Here is an 18,353-nt window from a genome sequence, read left to right as displayed (position 1 = left end):
CAGTGGTGGAAAGGCCCTCTGGCCGATCAGGTCAGACCGGGTCCACCGATCGACCGGCATGGACCCCGGATGCGACGAAGGGGCGGACCGCCGCGCGGCCCGCCCCTGGTCGGCTGTCGTCAGTCCTCGTCGGACTTGCCGCCGCCCATCCCCGACGAGATCAACTCCATCACCGAGGAGTCCTGGAGCGTGGTCACGTCACCGAGCGACCGGTTCTCCGCCACGTCCCGCAGCAGCCGGCGCATGATCTTCCCGGAGCGGGTCTTCGGCAGCTCCGGCACCAGCATGATCTGCCGCGGCTTGGCGATCGGGCCGAGCGTCTTCGCCACGTGGTTGCGCAGCTCGGCGATGAGCTGCTCGCCCGCGTCGCCGGAGATCTCCGCGCTGCCGCGTGGGATGGCGAACGCGACGATCGCCTGGCCGGTGGTCGGGTCGGTCGCGCCGACCACAGCCGCCTCCGCCACCGACGGGTGGCTCACCAGCGCCGACTCCACCTCGGTGGTGGAGATGTTGTGGCCGGACACCAGCATCACGTCGTCCACCCGGCCGAGCAGCCAGATGTGCCCGTCGTCGTCCTTCTTCGCGCCGTCACCGGCGAAGTAGACCCACTCGTCGCCGGTGTTCGCACCCGCGCCGAACCGGGACCAGTACGTCTCCAGGAACCGGTTGTCGTCGCCCCAGATGGTCCGCAGCATCGACGGCCACGGCTCCTTCAGCACCAGGTACCCGCCGCCCCCGTTGGGCACCGACTGACCCTGGTCGTCGACCACGTCGGCGACGATGCCGGGCAGCGGGCTCATGGCCGAGCCGGGCTTCGCCTCGGTCACGCCGGGCAGCGGCGAGATCATGATGGCGCCGGTCTCGGTCTGCCACCAGGTGTCCACCACCGGCAGCTCGCCGCGGCCGACGTGCTGCCGGTACCAGATCCACGCCTCCGGGTTGATCGGCTCACCGACGCTGCCGAGCAGGCGCAGCGACGACAGGTCGTACCCGGCCGGGATGTCCTCGCCCCACTTCATCATGGTGCGGATCAGCGTCGGCGCGGTGTACAGGATGGTCACCTTGTACTTGTCGACGACCTCCCAGAACCGGCCCTTGTGCGGGGTGTCCGGCGTGCCCTCGTACATGACCTGGGTGGCGCCGTTGGAGAGCGGGCCGTACACGATGTAGGAGTGCCCGGTCACCCAGCCGATGTCGGCGGTGCACCAGTAGACGTCCGTCTCCGGCTTCAGGTCGAACACCGCGTGCGTGGTGTACGACGTCTGGGTCAGGTAGCCGCCGGTGGTGTGCAGGATGCCCTTCGGCCGGGCGGTCGTGCCGCTGGTGTAGAGGATGAACAGCGGGTGCTCGGCGTCGAACGGCTGCGCCTCGTGCTCCGGCGACGCCGTCTCCACCTTCTCGTGCCACCAGTGGTCCTTGCCCGACCAGGCGACCTCCTCACCGGTACGCCGGACCACCAGCACGTGCTCCACCGACGGGCACTTCGCCACCGCCTCGTCCACAGTCGGCTTGAGCGCCGACGGCTTGCCCCGGCGGAAGCCACCGTCCGCGGTGATCACCACCTTGGCGCTGGCGTCCTGGATCCGGTTGGTCAGCGCGTCGGCGGAGAAGCCGCCGAACACCACGCTGTGCGTGGCGCCGATGCGGGCGCAGGCGAGCATCGCCACCGCCGCCTCCGGGATCATCGGCAGGTAGATCGCCACCCGGTCACCGGCGGTCACGCCCAGGTCGGTCAGCGCGTTCGCCGCCTGGCAGGTGAGCTTGTGCAGGTCGGCGTAGGTGACGGTACGGGTGTCGCCCGGCTCGCCCTCCCAGTGGATCGCCACCTTGTCGCCGTGACCCGCCTCGACGTGGCGGTCCAGGCAGTTGTACGCCACGTTGAGCTTGCCACCGGTGAACCACTTCGCGAACGGGGCGTTCGACCAGTCGAGCACCTGCTCCCACGGCTGGGCCCAGGCCAGCCGGCCGGCCTGGCGCTCCCAGAAGGCCAGCCGGTCACCGGCCGCCTCCTCGTACGCCTCGGCGGTCACGTTTGCGTTCGCGGCGAGTTCAGCCGGCGGCGGGAACTGGCGCGTCTCGTTCAGCAAGTTGGCCAATGCCTCGCTCATGCGGTGACTCCTTCGTCGCGTGACCTGCGTCTCCTACTCCGGGGAAGGTTAGTCCCGCCGTACCCCGGTCGCGACCGCCCGGCCCCTCATCGCGCGCCGAGCGGCCCCGTCCCCGCGCCGAGGTGTAAGGAAGGGCCCCCTGTTAACGCCTCCGGTAGAGGAAGGGCCCCTTATTAACAACCCCGGGCTTGGGAGGAGCCCGGCGGTCGCTAGCGTGACGGGGTGACCACCGATCCGCTCGCCCCGCTGCTCGCGCTCGCCGACGTCGCCCCCGCCGTCGAGCAGGCCCGCGAGCGGGTCGACCAGGCACACCGGCACCGGGCGCTGCGCCGCCAGGGCGGCCAGCTCGCCGCCGAGGTCAGCCTCCGCTCGGCAGTCGCCAGTGCCGCGCTGGAAGGCCGCGTCCACGACCGCGAGGAGGTACGCGCCGGCACCGTCACCGACCCGGTGCTCCAGGGCGCGCTGCGGGTCGCCGGGGCGCTGCCCGGACTGAGTGACCTCTGGCCCAAGGCCCCCCGGCAGGTGATGGCCCGGCTGCACGTGCTCGCCGCCCGCGACGTGGTGACCGAGGAGGAACTGGGTCGGCCGGTCGCCGACCCGGTCGTCGCGGCCCGCCTCGACGGTCTGGCCGCCCTGGTCGCCGGCGGCACCAAGGTGCCACCGCTGGTGCTGGCCGCCGTCGTACACGGCGAGCTGCTGAACCTGCGCCCGTTCCCGGGCCCTTCGGGGGTGGTGGCCCGGGCCGCCGCCCGGCTGGTCCTGATCTCCACCGGGTTCGACCCCCGCGGGCTGGTCGCGGTGGACGTCGGTCACCGCGAGCGCGAACCGGAGTACGTGGGCGCGGCCGGCGCGTTCGCCACCGGCACGCCTGACGGCCTGCGCTCCTGGCTGCGGCACTACATGAGCGCGGTGGAGGTCGGCGCCGACCAGATCACGCTGATCGGCGACGAGATCCTCGCTGCGTCCTGACGGGCGTGGGTCCCGTCAGGCGGTGGGTGCGGCGGTGCGGGTGCGCCGGTGCCGGCCGTACCAGGCGATGCCGATGGCCACGCCGACGCCCACACTGAGCGCCGCCGCCGCGACCGGCACCGCGGGCCGCTCGCGCAGCCGGCGGCCCAGCGGAATCGGGTGCCGGAACTCCAGCACCGGCCACGCGTTCTCCACCGCCAGCTTGCGCAGCGCCCGGTCCGGGTTGACCACCGTCGGATGCCCCACGCACTCCAGCAGCGGCCGATCGGAGTACGAGTCGGAGTACGCGTACGAGTCGGCCAGGTCGTAGTCCCGCTCGAGAGCCAGTTCGCTGACCGCCTCGACCTTGCTCGGACCGGCCGCGTAGAACTCGACCTCGCCGCTGTAGCGGCCGTCGACCACGCCCATCCGGGTGGCGATCACGTCGGTGATCCCGAGCAGCTCACCGATCGGCCGGACCATCTCGTCGCCGGATGCGGAGACCAGTACGACGTCCCGGCCGGCGGCCTGGTGCTCCTCGATCAGAGCGGCCGCCTCGGCGTACACATAGGGGTTGATCAGCTCGTGCAGCGTCTCCGCGACGATCTGGCGGACCTGTTCCACCGGCCAGCCCTTGCAGAGTGTGGCCAGGTAGTCCCGGGTGCGGGCCATGGTCTGCTCGTCGGTGCCGCCCAGCCGGAACATCAACTGCGCGTACGCCGACTTGACCACGTCACGCCGGGTGATCAGCCCGTCCCGGTAGAACGGCCGACCGAACGCCAGGGCGCTCGACTTGGCGATGACGGTCTTGTCGAGATCGAAGAAAGCGGCGCTGCGGCCCACGGCGCGAAAGTCTAGCCCGACGGGAGGCGCGGAGGCGTCCGCCCGGGTCGCGAAAGCCGATGAGCACCCGGTGGAGTGACGTCGGTCACAGGTATCTATCGACGAATTTAGCTTTGCGTGGAGTGAACAACACTCGACGTATAAGGGTCGACTGCGGCATGCTTGTCCTCGCGACGGGAGTTCGCATACCCGGCGTCGATGGGCCTCGGCGGTTGCACCCCCCGTAACCGCTGAGTCGGTTCGGCTCGACCCCCCCGGAGCCGAACCACAAGACGACCCCCGTCTCCCCCCGACGGGGGTCGTCCCTTTGCGCCGTGAGCACTCCGCCGCAGATCACAGGTCATCTCCGTCGCCGTCGAGCAGGCTCCCCGAGGGCGTTTCTCCGGTCGGAGGCAGCAGAGAGGCAGCAGAGCCGTTGAACGCCTCCAGGACGCGGGCGGCGTAGTCGTCCGGGGTGTGGGTGTAGCGGTTGAGCGTCGTCGACGCCTGTTCGTGGCCCATGACCCGCTGCACCAGATTGATCGGAACGCCGTCGGTGACCAGCCAGGTGGCGTAGGCGTGCCGCAGATCGTGGAAGCGCATCCCGCCGGAAGCCTTGGCCGCCACGCAGGCGACGGCCTCCCGCTCGGTGGTGAACTCGGCCGACCAGTCGATGCCCTCCCGGTCCGGCCAGGTCGCGCGGTACCGGTGCGGGCCGGTGTTGACGACCTGGCCGAGCAGTCCGGCGCGGACCAGCGACGGCAGCCACACCCGGCGCCGGAAGTTCGAGCGTCGGAGTGGCCGGCCGACCCGGTCGCGGAAGACCAGGGCTCGCGGGTCCGGATCGTCGGCGGCGGCGTGCAGCTCGCGGAGCGCGGCCAGGAGGAAGGACGGTAGCGGCACGGTCCGGACCCCGGCGCGACTCTTCGGGTACGGGCGCAGCACGATCCCGCCGTGCGTCTCCTCGGCCACCTGGACGACGCGCAGCGATGCCCGGTCGAGGTCCACCGACGACCACGTCAGCCCGGCGCACTCACCCCAGCGAAGACCGGCCCCAGCGGCAGCGGAGACGATCCCCCGATGCCGAGGCGGGACCGCCGGAAGCAGCCGACCAAAGAAGTCCTCCCGACTGATCGTCACCGGTCTGACGTCGCGGGACCGATCACGCGGCAGCTTCACCCCCTCGGCGGGGTTGGTGGCGATCAGCCGTGCCTGTACCGCCGTCTTGAGGACCATCGACAGCAGTTGGTAGCACTTGGCCACGGTGGCGGGCGCGAGATCCCGACCGAGACCGGTCACCCACTCCTGCACCGACATGAAGTCAACCTTTCCGAGCGGCCAGTCACCCCACTTCGGCAGGACGTGCGTGCGGAGCATGGAGACGGTCCGCTCAGTCGTACGCGCCTCGACTGCCCGGGTGGCGAGCCACTGCGAAGCGAAGTCACCGAAACGGGTACGACCGGCGTGCGGGTTCACATAGGTGCCCCGATTGAGGCTTCCCTCGATCTCGGCGAGGAAGGCATTGGCCTCCCGCTTCGTGCGGAAGCTCTTGGACTTCTGCCCACCGGCAGGATCACGCCAGCAGGCGCGGAAGGTGCCGGCCGGAGTCTTGCGGACGAAGCCCATCAGCGCCTCCGGCCATGCTCGGTGCCGGTGGCGGCGGGTTGCTCAGTGACGCCGTCGAGCCAGGCGTGGAACCGGGCACGCGGGATCAGCCAGCGACCCCCGAGGCGGGTCGCCGGGATGGTGCCGTCGCGGACGAGGGCGTAGGTGCTGCCCAGCGAGAGGCCGAGGAGCTTGGCGACCTCGCGGACGGTGTAGGTGACCGGCTCGACGACGACGGTCCCGGTACGAGGGACGAGTCGGACGACCGGATTGGGGCGGGCGGTGGTGCTCATGACGGGTGACCTCCTCGGTCTGTCGGGATCAAGCGGCGACCGGCGCGATACCGGCCGAGGTAGTGGCGAGTTCGTGGGCGAGTTCTTCGCGGCCGGTGGATCGTCGTTCGCGGGCGAGGGCAGCGGCGGTGTTGGCGAGCAGTGCGTCACCCGAGGTGTGCCAGCCGACTCCGGCGAAGGTGAGGGTGCCGACGGTGAGCGTGGTGTCCTCGTCGACGTGGTCGACGGGTGGGCCGCTGGCGGCGGGGTGTTCGTGGTCCTGGTGCTCGTGACGGCGGTAGGCGATGCGGGTGTCGCGTAGGAGCCGGAAGGTCACCGAGTAGCGGCGGGCTTTGGTGAGGAAGTGGCCGCCGTAGCCGAGCATGTGCGCCCATCGGCGCAGCCGGGCATAAGGGTTGGCCGTCGCTGGTTTCGTCGGTTCGGTGTCAAGGGCGGCTTGACACGCGGCGGTGCAGACGGGGCAGGCGGCGTATCGGGTGTGGGTGCCGCAGTCGGGGCATTCCCAGCGGTGGACGAAGCCGGGCCGTGGCCGGGGCTGGCGGGGTCGCTGGGACAGCGGTAGCGGGGCGCTAGTGGGTCGGCCGATGCGCCAGCAGGCGTCGATGAGGCGGGCGGTGTGGTCGCCGTCGGGGTCGGCGTAGTCCCCGATCGTGTCGGCGGTCAGGCGGGTGGAGGTATGCCCGGAGGCCTCGGTGCTCTTGGTGGCGTACTTGGCAAGGTAGCCCGCGACCATCCCATCGGTGACCTCCCCCGAGCCGTCGGTGGCGATCGGTTCCAGGTCGACCTGCTCGCCCCAGGCGATGGGCCATCCGTCGGGCCGGTCGGGGTGGGGCGGGGTGTGGAAGGCGATCTGCCGGGCGGCGTGGCGGAGCGCGTCGATGAGGTCGTCGACGGTGAACCCGGCTGGCGGGGGCACGACGTTGTCGGGATCGGTGGCGTCGACGCCGTCGAGGCGGGCGATGGCGTGGAAGTGCACCGCTCCCCGGGCTTGAAGCTCGGCGACCTTCCCGGGCGACAGCCGTACCGGGGCGACCTTGCGCGTTTTGCCGGAGGCGGTGACCACCTCGACGCGGGGGACGCCGCGGCGTTGGGCGAGTTTCGCGAGCCATCGTTCGGCGGCTTGTTTGGTGCGGTGCCAGAGTTCGCCGGAGAAGATGTTCCAAACGACCTGGTGGTCGTGGTCGTAGCAGTCCAGGCACAGCGGATGCCCGAGCGTGGTGTCGCCGGTTTCGTGGCGGGCCCAGCAGACGGCGGGTCGGCCGTGGGGGCACAGTCTGGTGTCGCGGCGGGCGTGGCAGGGTTCGGCGCGGCAGTCGCAGCGGCGTCGGTTGCGGCAGGTGTGCCGCTTCACCTTCCGGGCGTGGACGGTGCCGAACGACGGCGCGGTGAAGGTGGCGAACACCGCCGGATGCGACGCCACCGACTCCGGGACGCCCTTGCCGCCGACCAGGCCGGCGCGCAGGAGTTGGAAGGCGTCGCGTTGGTAGGTCTGGGCGCAGGCGGGGCAGACCGTGGCGCGTCGGTTGCCGCAGGCGGTGTAGATCGCGGCGTCGGGCATGGCGTCGGTGTGCCGCGTGTCCAGGATCCGGCCGGTGGAATGTTCGAGGGTGAGGATTTGTCCGGCGAGGCGGATGGGGCGGGTGCAGCCGGCGGCGGCGCGGACGTGTTCGAGCCAGCCGTAGTAGTCGGGTCGGGTGGCGCGTTCGAACGCGGCTCCGGCAGCCGTGTAGTCGTAGACGATGGTGTCGGCGTTCGAGCCCACCCCCCGGGCCGAAGCGCGGGGGGTGAGGTCCAGCGTCGAGGCCATCAACCGGCCACCCCAACGGTGGGGTGCAGGTTGGTGATGGTGCGTTCGATGACGATGACCCGGCAGGCGCCGCACTGGCGCTTGACCGGCTCGTGCCGACGGCACGCGATCTGCGTGACGATGTCGCCGCAGCGGATGGTGACCGGGTTACGGCAGGGTCCGCCGTCGATGACGTCGATGACGGTCCGGCGGATGTCGTAGGGGTGGGGCTCCGGCTCGGCCGGGCAGGTGTGCAGGAGCTGCACGACATCAACGGTGTGGATGCTCATCGGGCACCACCACCGAGGGCGGCCAGGAGTTGCCCGGCGACGGGTGGGGTGACGTCGAGGCGGTCGGCCAGCTCGACCGGGGTGATGGGCTGGCCGGTGGCCTGTTCATGCTGCACCGCTGCGAAACGCGCCATCGGCAGCAGGTGAGAAGGGGCAGGGACGTCGACCGGCTCGGCCGGTGCGGAGACGGGTTCCGGCTCGGCGGCCGGGGTGATGGCGGCCGGTGGTACCGGTTCGGTGGTGACCTGCTCGGCCACCTGGACCCGGATGGGTTCGGCCGGAGCAGCCGCCGGAGTGGTGGGTTGGTTCGGTGTGGGTGCCGGGGCGAGGACGAGTTTGACCAGGGCCATGAAGGCCAGGGCGGGGACGGCGGACAGGAGCCAGCCGGAGATGCCGGGTTTGGCGACCGCCAACTGTGCGGCGAGGGAGAGGCTGGCGGCGGCGATAAGTAGGAACAGCGGGTAGCCGATGGGTGCGGCGGTGCGGCGGCGTCGGCGGATGGTCAGCAGGCAGGCGATGGGGACGAGTTCGCTGATGACGGCGTTGGCCCAGCCGAACCACGCGCCGGTGCCGGTGGGGCTGTTGGCGAGGGTCCAGTCTTTGACGTGGGTGAAGGAGGCGGCGCCGGCGAATCCGGCGACGGCGATGAGGATGAGCACCAGGACCAGGCCCTCGATACGGGGGCCGGTGGTGCGGTCAGTGCTCGGCATCGGTGGTCACCTCCCCGGAGGTGACGGCACGTTGTTCGGCGAGCAGGCCGGTCATGCCGACGCGGATGCTGTTGCAGGTGGCGCAGTGGTCGCCGGGGCCGGTGGTGCATTCGGTGAGGTGGGCTTCCTGGATGAGGCGGATGGCTTCGGCGTAGTAGCCGGACAGGAACCGCTCGAAGCGCAGGGGGCCGTGGCCGGCGAAGAAGCCGGCGAGAGCGGTGACGGCGTAGTCGTCGTCCGGGGTCATCCGCTCCAGGGCGGCGAAATTGGTGGCGGTCGTGGTCATCAGTGGCCTCCGTGGCAGTCGAGGCAGCAGCCGTAGCGGCGGGGGATGTAGTAGGGCTTGACCTGGCCGCAGTCGCGGCAGGTGCGCCGAGCCCTGAGGGCTTTGGCGATGGCCTCCCGCTGGGCGGGGGTGGCAACGCGCTTCGGCGCGGCGAGGTCGAGGCGGTAGAGGTAGGCGACGCGCTTACCGCGACGCCAGAGGATTTGCGCGACCGCGTCATGTCCCCCAGGGCGGAGACCGGCGGCGCGGAGCTGTCGGCGGGTGGCCAGGCCGTCGGGGGCGAGCCGGTAGGGGTAGGTGGGGAATTCGCCGGCGGGGTTGGCCGGGTCGTAGGTGTAGGTGGTCATGGCCGGTCTCCCCAGCGCTGCTGGGCGGCCTGTCGGGAGATGCCGAGGCGCTGGCCGATCTCGGCCCAGGAGTAGCCGAACTGGCGCAGGCCGACGACGGCGTCGGTGATGGCGCGGTCGAGGTCGGCGGAGAGGGCGACGAGGTCGCGGAGGGCTTCGACGTCGCCGTCAGCGACGCGGCGGCCGTGGGCGCGGATGATGCGTCGGGCGAAGGCGGCGAAGGCGTCGTTCTCGACGACGTCCCGGCGACGCTGCCGGGGCAGATGCGGCGTCAAGGGCTTCTTGACGGTGTTCATCGCGTCTGGCCTCCCTGGGTGTGGAGGCGGTCCCATTCCTTTGCCGCGCCTTCGAGAGCGGCGATGACGTGCTCGGCGGTGCAGGCCGGGTCGTCGTTCCAGGAGTAGGGGGAGGTGTGCTCATCGAGCCAGTAGCCGTCGTCGTCGACGAGGTGGATGGGGTAGTGCTGGTCGAGGTAGTCGGTCAGGGCCGCGATCGCGTCGAGGTAGGTGGGCCGGTCATCGGTGCGCAGGTCGGAGAAGTGCTTGACCGGGTGTCCGGCGCAGGCCATGCCGATGGCCCCGACGGCGCAGGCCGGCGGGGTCGGGGTGTCGGTGGTGGGTGCGTAGTAGGTGCCCTGGTGCCAGCCGTGCCGGCGTAGGTAGAGGGCAGCCATCCGCAGCAGGTCAGCGGGTGTGACCGATGCTGCGGTGGTGGGGTTGTGGGTAGCCTTCATGGCAGCCACGTCCTTTCGGGGCTGTTGGTGGAGGTCGGCGGAACCGGACTGCTTTCCACGGCTGAGGCCGGTTCCGTCGGCCGATTTATCGGGTGCGCAGCCGCAGGTAGCGGCGCTGTCGGGTGTCGTCGCCGCCCACCGCGTGGGGCGGGCTGAGGTAGACGAGTCGGCCGCTGGCCGAGGCGACCTGGACCATCGAGGCGATCTCGCCGGGTTGGGCGACGATCCAGATCTCGACGTACTGGGCGGCCCTCTGCTGGTTGGCCTTGGCGTAGGTGTGCTGACGGGTGGTCATGCGGCCACCTCGAAATCCACCCGGGTCAGGTCCGGGATCAGGGCCGGTAACGGGCGGGGGCGGCGGATCCAGGCGGCGTAGTCGGCGATGCCCGCGATCTGGGTGTCGGTGAGGTAGGCGACTTTGATGCGTTGGGGGGTGCCGCCTTCGGCGATGAGGTAGGCGGCGCCCTGGTTGGTGGGGGCGATGTCGGTGGCCGTGTAGCCCTGCTCGGCCCAGCCGTGTCCGAGCACGATGTTGGAGGTGTTCGGTGTGGTGCAGCGGAACGCGGCCCGGTAGCCGAACAGGTCCCGCAGCGAGGTGGGGATGATGTCGAACGACGGCCGCTGCGTCGCGGCAACCACCGGGATACCGGCGGCACGGCCACGGGCGACCAGGTCGCGGAGCAGGGCGACGAACTCTTCCTGTTCCTGCTTCGAACCGACCGTCGCGCTGTAGTAGGCGATCTCGTCGACGAGGACGGTGATGACGGACAGGCCGTCGTCGGCGGTGAGCTTGCGGCGGCCGTGGGCGCGCAGCCAGGCGTAGCGGTTGTTCATCACCAGTTGCAGGCGGCGGAGGATGTCGAGGGCGGCGGTGATGTCGGGGCCGATGAACGCGTCGGCGCAGTCCTCCCACTGGCCGAGTTCGACGAGTTTGCCGTCCAGCAGCACCAGGCGGCTGTCGACGGACAGGGCGGCGTGGGCGGCGATCGTGTTGAGGAGGCCGGATTTGCCTCCGCCGGGTTCGCCTCCGGCGAGCAGGTTGCGGTAGGCGAGGGTGATGTAGACGGGGTGACCGAACTCGTCGATGCCGACGAAGATGGGGTCGAACATCGACAGGCCAGGCCCCACCGGGATCCCCGACGTCGGGGCGGGTGTGGTGGTCATGGGTGCCCTCCTTGGGCAGTTGCGGGCGCGGAGAGCCACACGAACGAACCCCGTAGGGCTCTCCGCGACCGGTTGGGTGAAGGTCAGATCCAGTCGGAGACGTCGTCGACGTCGCTGGTGGTGGAAGCCGCGGGCTTGCTGCCGTTGGCGGTGGTGGCCGGCTTCTTGGCGGCCGGTTTGCCCTGGGTGGGCAGGGTGACGGTCGGGGCGTCGATGTCGGGCAGGTCCAGGGCGGTGGGCACGGTGGCCGGGATCCGCTCGGTTGCCGGGGTGTCGGGGTCGATGACGTCGACGAGCGGGGAACCGACCTGAGCGGTCAGCACCTCGCGGCGTTTGATGTCGAACCGCAGGTAGGCGGCGTTACGGTCGGAGGCCCGCTCGATCAGGGCGGTGGAGGCGTGGCAGGCGACCGCGATGCGGTCGAGGCGGCCTTCCAGGTCAGCGAGGGAGAGGCCGGGGCGCAGGTAGACCCAGACCCGTTCGCCGACGGGGGTGGGCTTGGCCCAGAGGATGAGCGGCAGGCTGCCGGACTGGTTGGCGATGATGAACTGCGCGAAGCACACGCGCAGCCGGTGCCGCACCACGAGGCACCAGGTCCAGGCCACCAGGAACCGGCGGGACACCGGCACAGCGGCCGGGACACCCACGACCAGGGCGACCACCAGCAGGGTGACCAGGGTCGAGGTGTGATTGACCAGCTGCACCCAGGCGGCACCAAGGCCGGTGGTGATCCCGATTTCGGGGGTCCACCACCACAGCAGCCGCAGCACCGGCCAGATGCGCACGAGCAGCCAGGCCAGGCCACCGAGGGGAACCCCGATCAGAGCGCCGGTGAGCAGGGCGAGGATGGGGTGAATGGAGGAAGCGGCCACCACGGCCGACAGAAGGCCGACGATGACCGCCGTGAGGATGAACGCCAACCGGGCGTTGCGCGCCGAGGACCGGTGAACCCTGGCCTCGATCACGGTGATGGTGCCGCTGGACTTCCGTCCGAAGGAGCGGCGGGGGCTAGACTTGGACACGACGAATCCCTCCCAATCGCGAGTTGGGTCGGATGAGTTGGAGGGCACGGGGTCGGCAGGTTTGGACGCCGGTACCGACCCCGCGCCATTTCTCGCGGGATGTGACCACCGGTCGTGGTCACCAGGCCGAGAACGTTGGACGCCGGAGCCGTCCTCGGACTGCTTGTTCACTTGACTCGATCAGCGGACCTCAGGCCGCTGGAGGTCAGACACCACCAGGCTTCACACAGCACGCTGCGCGAAGGACTACTTGGCCGCCGAACCAGCCTTCGGCTTCAGCGAGATCGCACGGAACGCGACGCCGTTACGCCCGTTGGTCGCCCACGGAATGGCCTCCAACTGCTCGACCTCGATGAGCTGCCCCACCATCACACCCGGCTTCTCTCCCGCCGTCGTGATGCTGATGACCTCACCGCCGGTCTCGTCGAGCACGATGACCTGGGTCGCCCACATGAGCCGGCCCGTTCCCTTCTCCGACCGCTGGTTGCCGTTCTGGTCGTTCTTCGGCTCCGGGTCCTTCGACACCGTCACCTGCTTGCCCTTGGTGTCCACGTACAGCTTCAAGGCCGTCTCCTGTCTGCTGGGGCACCGCTCGTCGGTGCACTCCGTCATCTTCATGTCTTCATGAAGACGTGCAGACAACGTACGACCGGTCGTCTGATCGCGTCAAGACTTCATGAAGACCTAAACTGGAGCCAGGCGTGAAGGAGTGTGAAGAATGGCCAAGTGGGAGCGAATCGCCGCAGAGTGGCGCGAAAAGATTCATTCGGGTGAGGTCACGCCTGGAACGAAGCTGCCGAACGAGCAGCAGATGAAAGCCGACTACGAAGTGAGCTTGCCCGTCGTCCGACAGGCGCTCGACACGCTCGAAGCAGAAGGTCTGGTCGATCGACGTCACGGCCGAGGAACCTTCGTCCGCGCGCCTCGACAGCGAGTACGGCGATCCCCCGAGCGGTATCAGTGGGAGAAGGATCGAGCCCGACTGCCCGAGTCTCAGCGACGCCGCACAGGCGCAACCGAGCGAGACACCGGACTGACCATGCAAGACCTTGACTTCTCGGCTGAGTACCGGACGGTTCCGGCGAGCGCTGAACTGGCTCGGATCTTCGGAGTTCCGGTCGGCGCAAAGATGCTTGAGCGCGTCTACCGAACCAGTTCCCGTAAGGAGCGGGTGCCGCTCAGCCTGAACACGTCCTACATGGTCTATGACGTGGTCGCCGAGAATCCGGCGCTGCTCGACGACAACAACGAGCCCTGGCCGGGCGGTACTCAGAACCAGCTGTTCACCATCGGAATCGAGCTAGACCGGATCGTTGACGAGATCACGGCCCGGCCGCCCTCGGCAGACGAAGCCGAAGCCTTGAAGCTGCCCCCAGGCGTCTCAGTGCTCGTTCTTCGCAAGGTCTCCGTGGACACCAAGGACTGCGTCGTGGAGGTCTCGAACGTCGTACTCCCTGGCGACCGGACCGAGTTCGTTTACACAACGAAGCTTGCGCGGTGGTCGGAGTGAAGATCTCCCTGATCACGCCAGTCCACGCCCCGAGCATTCCCTATCTGGCAGACGCCTACGAGTCACTCCGCTCGCAAGAGTTGCCGGATGGGTGGGCGTGGGAGTGGTTGGTCCAGGAGGACGGACGGACCGGCAAAGTTGCTGCCGCCCTTCCCGATGACCCACGCATCCTCAGCGGAACAGGGAAGCCCGGTGGTCCTGGGACCGCCCGCAACATGGCTATGGCACGCAGCGGCGGAGATCTGCTGCGAGTCCTGGACGCAGACGACCAGCTCGCTCCCGGCGCCCTTGCGCGTGAGATCGACATACTCAGCAAAAGGCCTGACGTGGGCTGGACGACGTGCAGCGTGCTCGACCTGATGCCTGACGGATCGACGGTCGGCTGGCAACACGCCGACCCGCCGGGCGGCATCCTGCACCAGGGCGAGGTACTGAACTACTTCCGCAGTAAGGGATACCGGCTTCCGGTCCACCCAGCGACGCTGTGTATCCGGCGTGATCTCGCCCTCGCCCTTGGCGGCTGGATGGCACTGCCGGGTGGGGAAGACACAGGGTTGTTGATCGCCGCGTCAGTCGTAACCGACGGCTACTTCATTGCGGAGCCAGGGCTGTTGTACCGAAAGCACCCGGACCAGATCACGGCCCAGAGCGACTGGAGCGCGAACGAAGAGTGGCAGCTCCGCATGCAGCTCATCGAGTCCCGAGCCACCGCCTTGCAATCATCCTTCCCTACCGCTCGCGCCTGACCCCGAAAGCCGGGGCTGGCTGGGCGGTAAAGCAGGACGCCGGCTGCCGGCGAGTTGGTTCAAACTTTCTGTACGTCTTCAAGGCGGCCCTTGACGGGCCGCACGCGCCGCCGCCTGGGCACGCGTCCGTCGCTCCGCTGGCGCTCCGACTCCGGCCACGCAACACGCCCGGCGGCTGGCGCGGAAGCGGGAAGCCCAAGGGGCCGCCGCAGCACGACAGCTGGGTTGACCGGGTGAGGGTGGCCGGCAGCCGGCCGGGCCGCGCGGCCACGAGCCGCGCGGCGTAGGGGAGCGCACGCCGGCCGCGTCGGCGAGCTGGCGACGGTCGCGGGGTTACGGCTAGAGCGCCTCCGGCGGGGGCGCTCCGGCTCCAGGATGGCCGGGACGCCGCCGGCGCGTCGCGGTCCGCGGGTGGTTGCGGAAGGGGAGCCATCCCGTCTGCCATCGACCCGGGCAAGCCGAGCAGACCACCGCCCGACCCGCCAGCGTCCGAACGTGTGTCAAGGTCCGCTTGACGTGGCGGGCCGGACGGCGGCCCGCTCCCCGGAAGGGCGGGTCGACGGCAGACGGGAGGGCAAGTTGCCACGTGTTGTAAGCATTCGTCGGTAGTGCCTATGCACCAATCCACTTCTGGGGCAACGCGCCCTTCCCGACTTTGCTAGCCTTCACGATCTTCCGGCATAGACGAGGACGGTATAAGTGAAGAACGAGGTCGCGCGCGCCCTGGAGCAGGGTGTCACCAAGCGTCGGACCCTGCTACGGAGCCTCTCCCGGGGTCAACAGCAAAAACTTCTGGAGGACCTCTTCATCGATTTCTTCGCAAACCAGCACACGACCCTCCAGAAGTGGGCTGCCCTGACCGGCCAATCGGCACAGGTGGACACCGGATACATCGCTCAATTTGTTGCATCAATCGTGCTGAAAGAGCCCGGCCAAGGGTTTCGTGGAAAAGGCGATGATCTAGCGGATGGCAGCGAGGTCAAAAGCGCCGCCAACATCTCGGGAGTCGATCGCCCCCGATGGAACCACAACCTAGGCAAGCCCTCTGATGATGCGAAGAGGGCAGCCAAGGGCGAGCTGCCGGTATGGCAAGAGTACCTAAATGCGCCCGCCTTCTTTTACTTGCTTGTTGATCGAGTTGTGGGTAAAGAATTGCCTCGACCCATCCGAGTTCGAGCGTGGGCCCTTGATGCCCAGAAGGACCAAGCTTGGCGACAACTGGTCAAGACCTTCGTACAGCAGCGCATATCCGACCGGTACAACCTGCAGCTTCACCCACCTGTCGGCTACGACGACAGCATCGTCGTGAACACTCTCGGCAATCTCGATCTGGCTAACGTGCTAGTTTTCGACGCCCGAATCGTTGCGCAACCCGGTGGCAGGCACGCAGTCCGATGGGAAAAGCCACTGCCCGACGAAGTCCTCCCAGTGACGGGAAGAAGCCGGGCGGTTCCTTATGGGGGGCGGACTGCAAGGCCTAGCCGCCTGACCGATGCTGCTGATCTGGTCGCCGATATCGCAGTAATCCCCAACCTCTTCCCGGGCGTCTTCGACGAGAAGGAAGAATCTATTCTGGAAGAAGTCTCCCGGGAGGAGGCGGAGGCTTAAGAAAGGCTTCTATATACTCGAAAATTCTCCGTAGAGCGTCTGCCGACCCGTGGCGACCATCTCGATAGCGGCCTCCACTCGGCGTCCCAGCTTTAACAGGTCGTCCTCTTGAAGGTTTGGCACGATCAGGGACAGTACGTCCTCAGCATCGATCCGTCGACGTGAGCTTGACGTACCACGCCCCAACGGCTTCAGCTGATTCTTGACACGCTCGCTGTAAAGCAGCCCAAGTGCGGCATAGGGATTGCATGAGGCGCGGAAGATGCCGAACTCTGCCGAGACCTGAACCTCGCCGACGTCGGGAGGGATAACGCCCGCGCGCAGCTTCGATGGATTAAGAAGGGAAACGATAAGGTCGCCGCCAGTAGCCACAAAGCCGGGCGTTGTCGGCCGGTGGGTGTTCGCCTCGTGCCAGGCGATGTTTCCGAGGTCGTCGACATGCAACACGGATACGAACACTTCGTTCGTCTCCTTTGCCTTGCCGCGCCTGACCCGTTTGGCGGCCAGGAAGGCTCTCATCTCGACGCCGCCCTGCTGCAAAAGAGACCGGCGAGCATCCATCGCAACCGGGTCCAACCGCGATGGATCGTATGATTGGATCGCGTCAGCCTCGGCAAGCGCAACCAAGGGCTGCTCTCTCATAACAACCAGAGTTTCAGCGTCCGTCTTGGAGAATCCTTCGCGGATGAGCTTCGAAATCGTGGGGAGGTCGTTGCCCTCCGGATCCGCAGCAGCCTTACCCGCTTGACGGATGTAACCCACGTGATCCGCCCGAGCAATCGCAACCCTGCTAGGACGAGACTCTCGCCTGAGGAAGATGGCACTCGTCTTCGCTACGGTGCCACTAAGAGAGAAGGTGGCGGTAGGTAGGCTCACGTTTGCAGCTATCGCGATCTTGCCGCCCAGGTCACCGAAATCGTTGGCGAGCAGGTCCTCGAATGCACGCGACTCCGTTAGTCCGTCTGGGAGAACAATCCCAACTACACCGCCAGGCTGAAGCAGTCGGATGGACTTTACAAGTCCGGCCATCGCCGGATCAATGCGCGCCTTTCCTGCGAGTTTTGGAATCGCAGCACCTGTCGCCGCAATGCCGATCGGATCGTCGTACTTGCCCTCACCGAACGGGGGGTTCGTCAGAATGAGTGGGATTTGGCCATGAAGAGCGGCGAGGTCGCTGTCGGTCACTGAATCCTTTACCGTCCAAACCAGCGGCCGGTTGTCGCCGTACAGCAACATGTTGATACGGGCCTTGGCTACGGCAGACGGAGACTGATCGGCACCGAAGGCGCCCGCCGAGAGGAGCGACTTGGCAACGGAACGGTCAGAATCCCGTAGTGCTTCAATCGCTGCCACGAGGAACCGGCCAGTACCGCAATACGGGTCACCAAATCCCGGAGCTTGTTTCTCGGCTTCTGTGACATCTAGAAGTTCGATTGCTACTTCCGCCATCAGGCGAGCGACACTACTTGGAGTCAAGTAGGTTCCAAGCCCGCCGCTGTGATCGTATTTGCCGCTCAATAGAGCGTCAAACGCTGTGCCTAGTGGATCGGAGACCGAAGGTGTTCCCGTAGTAACGATTTCGTCAATCAAGTTCACCGCGGCCGCGAGTGCAGCCGGATCCTGAAGACGGAACGGCTCATCAAGGGGCCAGATCGGTTCCAGGCGGCCGCTTGGGCTGGCCGCAACCAAATCCGTCGAACTAAGGGCGGTTGTAAATGCCTGCTTGAAGAGTCCAACGAGATCATCACGCTGGTCTGGATTTGTAAACAGATCTGCCGCGCTGACGGAAGCGCCTACGTAAGAGTTCGGGCTTTTCAGACCCCACAGGCGTAGGAAGATGAGCTTGGCAACTTCCTCCACAGCTGCGTTGGTTGGACGCACTCCACCGCGCATGTACAGGAGCTGGTGGAGGTCGTCGAATCGGCGGGCGACTTCGATCTCGGTGGAGCCCCAGTGCCCGGCTACGCCGAGCAGCGGGGCTGATGCAGACTGTGGGGTGCTTGTCACGTCGTTCCTTCCGGCGGGTTCGAGGCAGAGCGTAACTAGAGGTACTGCGGGCACCTCACTTTGCCTGCCGGCGTGCCGGGCTAATCACAGCATGTCGACGCGGTGAGGCGCTACGCCTACCACTGGCTGAGTACAGGGCCCGAGGAGGTGCGCGATGGTAGGCAGCAGCAGCACTCGAAAGTCTCGATCCATGCACGCGCTCCTGCTGCTGGCTCGATCAAGCGAAGGACGCCAGAGCGTCCGAAATGGACTGACCGGAACTAGGCTGTAACCGACTTCGATGCAGGCCCTAGATCGCCGTCGCCTGCAGCAGTGAGGAGTCGAGGGTAAGTCGAGAGAGACTCGGCTGGCGACTTCAAGAGGGGGGC

General features: G+C 67.9%; 20 protein-coding genes. 4 read left to right on the top strand and 16 right to left on the bottom strand.

Features of this window, described 5'->3' with window-relative positions:
• Positions 1-119: 119 nt before the first annotated feature.
• Positions 120-2,108 carry an acetate--CoA ligase gene (gene acs, locus Q3W68_RS06420; protein ID WP_302904548.1) on the bottom strand — a complete coding sequence of 663 codons (1,989 nt, stop codon included), beginning with the start codon at positions 2,106-2,108 and terminating at the stop codon, positions 120-122.
• 222 nt (positions 2,109-2,330) lie between these two features.
• Here acs and Q3W68_RS06415 point away from each other — a divergent pair, with 222 nt between their 5' ends.
• Positions 2,331-3,077, top strand: a complete 747-nt coding sequence (locus Q3W68_RS06415) for an oxidoreductase (protein WP_302904547.1) — start codon at positions 2,331-2,333, stop codon at positions 3,075-3,077.
• 15 nt (positions 3,078-3,092) lie between these two features.
• Here the strand turns inward: Q3W68_RS06415 and Q3W68_RS06410 are convergent, their stop codons facing one another.
• The 14 genes from Q3W68_RS06410 to Q3W68_RS06345 all read right to left on the bottom strand — a co-directional run bounded on the left by Q3W68_RS06410 (position 3,093) and on the right by Q3W68_RS06345 (position 12,678).
• On the bottom strand, positions 3,093-3,899 hold the full coding sequence (locus tag Q3W68_RS06410) for an HAD family phosphatase (RefSeq protein ID WP_302904546.1): 807 nt from the start codon (positions 3,897-3,899) through the stop codon (positions 3,093-3,095).
• A gap of 333 nt (positions 3,900-4,232) precedes the next feature.
• Positions 4,233-5,504, bottom strand: a complete 1,272-nt coding sequence (locus Q3W68_RS06405; RefSeq protein ID WP_302904545.1) for a tyrosine-type recombinase/integrase — start codon at positions 5,502-5,504, stop codon at positions 4,233-4,235.
• Complete coding sequence (locus tag Q3W68_RS06400) at positions 5,504-5,776, bottom strand: helix-turn-helix domain-containing protein (protein ID WP_052166223.1); 273 nt, start codon at positions 5,774-5,776, stop codon at positions 5,504-5,506. The genes Q3W68_RS06405 and Q3W68_RS06400 overlap by 1 nt, the downstream gene beginning before the upstream one ends.
• Positions 5,777-5,804: 28 nt before the next feature.
• Positions 5,805-7,583 (bottom strand): replication initiator, encoded by a 1,779-nt coding sequence (locus Q3W68_RS06395; RefSeq protein ID WP_302904544.1) that lies wholly within the window; start codon positions 7,581-7,583, stop codon positions 5,805-5,807.
• On the bottom strand, positions 7,583-7,852 hold the full coding sequence (locus Q3W68_RS06390; RefSeq protein WP_302904542.1) for a hypothetical protein: 270 nt from the start codon (positions 7,850-7,852) through the stop codon (positions 7,583-7,585). The genes Q3W68_RS06395 and Q3W68_RS06390 overlap by 1 nt, the downstream gene beginning before the upstream one ends.
• Positions 7,849-8,562: a hypothetical protein gene (locus tag Q3W68_RS06385; RefSeq protein WP_302904541.1), complete on the bottom strand. Its 714-nt coding sequence runs from the start codon at positions 8,560-8,562 to the stop codon at positions 7,849-7,851. Before Q3W68_RS06385 ends, Q3W68_RS06390 begins: the two co-directional genes overlap by 4 nt.
• Positions 8,549-8,848, bottom strand: a complete 300-nt coding sequence (locus tag Q3W68_RS06380; protein ID WP_302904540.1) for a hypothetical protein — start codon at positions 8,846-8,848, stop codon at positions 8,549-8,551. Before Q3W68_RS06380 ends, Q3W68_RS06385 begins: the two co-directional genes overlap by 14 nt.
• Positions 8,848-9,195 carry an RRQRL motif-containing zinc-binding protein gene (locus Q3W68_RS06375; RefSeq protein WP_302904539.1) on the bottom strand — a complete coding sequence of 116 codons (348 nt, stop codon included), beginning with the start codon at positions 9,193-9,195 and terminating at the stop codon, positions 8,848-8,850. The genes Q3W68_RS06380 and Q3W68_RS06375 overlap by 1 nt, the downstream gene beginning before the upstream one ends.
• Positions 9,192-9,491, bottom strand: a complete 300-nt coding sequence (locus Q3W68_RS06370; RefSeq protein ID WP_302904537.1) for a hypothetical protein — start codon at positions 9,489-9,491, stop codon at positions 9,192-9,194. The genes Q3W68_RS06375 and Q3W68_RS06370 overlap by 4 nt, the downstream gene beginning before the upstream one ends.
• The gene (locus Q3W68_RS06365) at positions 9,488-9,928 is read right to left on the bottom strand and encodes a hypothetical protein (RefSeq protein ID WP_302904536.1); all 441 of its coding nucleotides are present in this window, start codon (positions 9,926-9,928) and stop codon (positions 9,488-9,490) included. The genes Q3W68_RS06370 and Q3W68_RS06365 overlap by 4 nt, the downstream gene beginning before the upstream one ends.
• 85 nt (positions 9,929-10,013) lie before the next feature.
• Positions 10,014-10,223 (bottom strand): hypothetical protein, encoded by a 210-nt coding sequence (locus tag Q3W68_RS06360; RefSeq protein ID WP_302904535.1) that lies wholly within the window; start codon positions 10,221-10,223, stop codon positions 10,014-10,016.
• On the bottom strand, positions 10,220-11,092 hold the full coding sequence (locus Q3W68_RS06355) for an FtsK/SpoIIIE domain-containing protein (RefSeq protein WP_302904533.1): 873 nt from the start codon (positions 11,090-11,092) through the stop codon (positions 10,220-10,222). Before Q3W68_RS06355 ends, Q3W68_RS06360 begins: the two co-directional genes overlap by 4 nt.
• A gap of 83 nt (positions 11,093-11,175) precedes the next feature.
• Positions 11,176-12,114: a hypothetical protein gene (locus tag Q3W68_RS06350; RefSeq protein WP_302904532.1), complete on the bottom strand. Its 939-nt coding sequence runs from the start codon at positions 12,112-12,114 to the stop codon at positions 11,176-11,178.
• Between the two features lie 246 nt (positions 12,115-12,360).
• Entirely contained in the window at positions 12,361-12,678 is a 318-nt protein-coding gene (locus Q3W68_RS06345; RefSeq protein ID WP_030274472.1) for a hypothetical protein, read from the bottom strand.
• A gap of 154 nt (positions 12,679-12,832) precedes the next feature.
• Between Q3W68_RS06345 and Q3W68_RS06340 the strand changes: the two genes are divergently transcribed.
• The 3 genes from Q3W68_RS06340 (at position 12,833) to Q3W68_RS06330 (ending at position 15,978) form a co-directional block, all read left to right on the top strand.
• Positions 12,833-13,624 (top strand): GntR family transcriptional regulator, encoded by a 792-nt coding sequence (locus Q3W68_RS06340; RefSeq protein ID WP_013288466.1) that lies wholly within the window; start codon positions 12,833-12,835, stop codon positions 13,622-13,624.
• The gene (locus tag Q3W68_RS06335; RefSeq protein ID WP_302904531.1) at positions 13,621-14,370 is read left to right on the top strand and encodes a glycosyltransferase; all 750 of its coding nucleotides are present in this window, start codon (positions 13,621-13,623) and stop codon (positions 14,368-14,370) included. Before Q3W68_RS06340 ends, Q3W68_RS06335 begins: the two co-directional genes overlap by 4 nt.
• A 699-nt stretch (positions 14,371-15,069) precedes the next feature.
• Positions 15,070-15,978 (top strand): MamI family restriction endonuclease, encoded by a 909-nt coding sequence (locus tag Q3W68_RS06330; protein WP_302904530.1) that lies wholly within the window; start codon positions 15,070-15,072, stop codon positions 15,976-15,978.
• 9 nt (positions 15,979-15,987) lie between these two features.
• Here Q3W68_RS06330 and Q3W68_RS06325 read toward each other — a convergent pair whose 3' ends face one another.
• Complete coding sequence (locus tag Q3W68_RS06325) at positions 15,988-17,985, bottom strand: class I SAM-dependent DNA methyltransferase (RefSeq protein ID WP_302904529.1); 1,998 nt, start codon at positions 17,983-17,985, stop codon at positions 15,988-15,990.
• Positions 17,986-18,353 lie beyond the last annotated feature (368 nt).

It is taken from the genome of Micromonospora sp. C28ISP2-4, from assembly GCF_030519385.1.
Lineage (GTDB): Bacteria > Actinomycetota > Actinomycetes > Mycobacteriales > Micromonosporaceae > Micromonospora > Micromonospora tulbaghiae.
This window is presented reverse-complemented; position numbering and strand designations above follow the sequence as displayed.

Bases quoted from the DNA above. Each gene is read 5' to 3' on its own strand.
- acs (WP_302904548.1), bottom strand. From the start codon at position 2,108: ATGAGCGAGGCATTGGCCAACTTGCTGAACGAGACGCGCCAGTTCCCG.
- Q3W68_RS06405 (WP_302904545.1), bottom strand. From the start codon at position 5,504: ATGGGCTTCGTCCGCAAGACTCCGGCCGGCACCTTCCGCGCCTGCTGG.
- Q3W68_RS06400 (WP_052166223.1), bottom strand. From the start codon at position 5,776: ATGAGCACCACCGCCCGCCCCAATCCGGTCGTCCGACTCGTCCCTCGT.
- Q3W68_RS06395 (WP_302904544.1), bottom strand. From the start codon at position 7,583: ATGGCCTCGACGCTGGACCTCACCCCCCGCGCTTCGGCCCGGGGGGTG.
- Q3W68_RS06390 (WP_302904542.1), bottom strand. From the start codon at position 7,852: ATGAGCATCCACACCGTTGATGTCGTGCAGCTCCTGCACACCTGCCCG.
- Q3W68_RS06385 (WP_302904541.1), bottom strand. From the start codon at position 8,562: ATGCCGAGCACTGACCGCACCACCGGCCCCCGTATCGAGGGCCTGGTC.
- Q3W68_RS06380 (WP_302904540.1), bottom strand. From the start codon at position 8,848: ATGACCACGACCGCCACCAATTTCGCCGCCCTGGAGCGGATGACCCCG.
- Q3W68_RS06375 (WP_302904539.1), bottom strand. From the start codon at position 9,195: ATGACCACCTACACCTACGACCCGGCCAACCCCGCCGGCGAATTCCCC.
- Q3W68_RS06370 (WP_302904537.1), bottom strand. From the start codon at position 9,491: ATGAACACCGTCAAGAAGCCCTTGACGCCGCATCTGCCCCGGCAGCGT.
- Q3W68_RS06365 (WP_302904536.1), bottom strand. From the start codon at position 9,928: ATGAAGGCTACCCACAACCCCACCACCGCAGCATCGGTCACACCCGCT.
- Q3W68_RS06360 (WP_302904535.1), bottom strand. From the start codon at position 10,223: ATGACCACCCGTCAGCACACCTACGCCAAGGCCAACCAGCAGAGGGCC.
- Q3W68_RS06355 (WP_302904533.1), bottom strand. From the start codon at position 11,092: ATGACCACCACACCCGCCCCGACGTCGGGGATCCCGGTGGGGCCTGGC.
- Q3W68_RS06340 (WP_013288466.1), top strand. From the start codon at position 12,833: ATGGCCAAGTGGGAGCGAATCGCCGCAGAGTGGCGCGAAAAGATTCAT.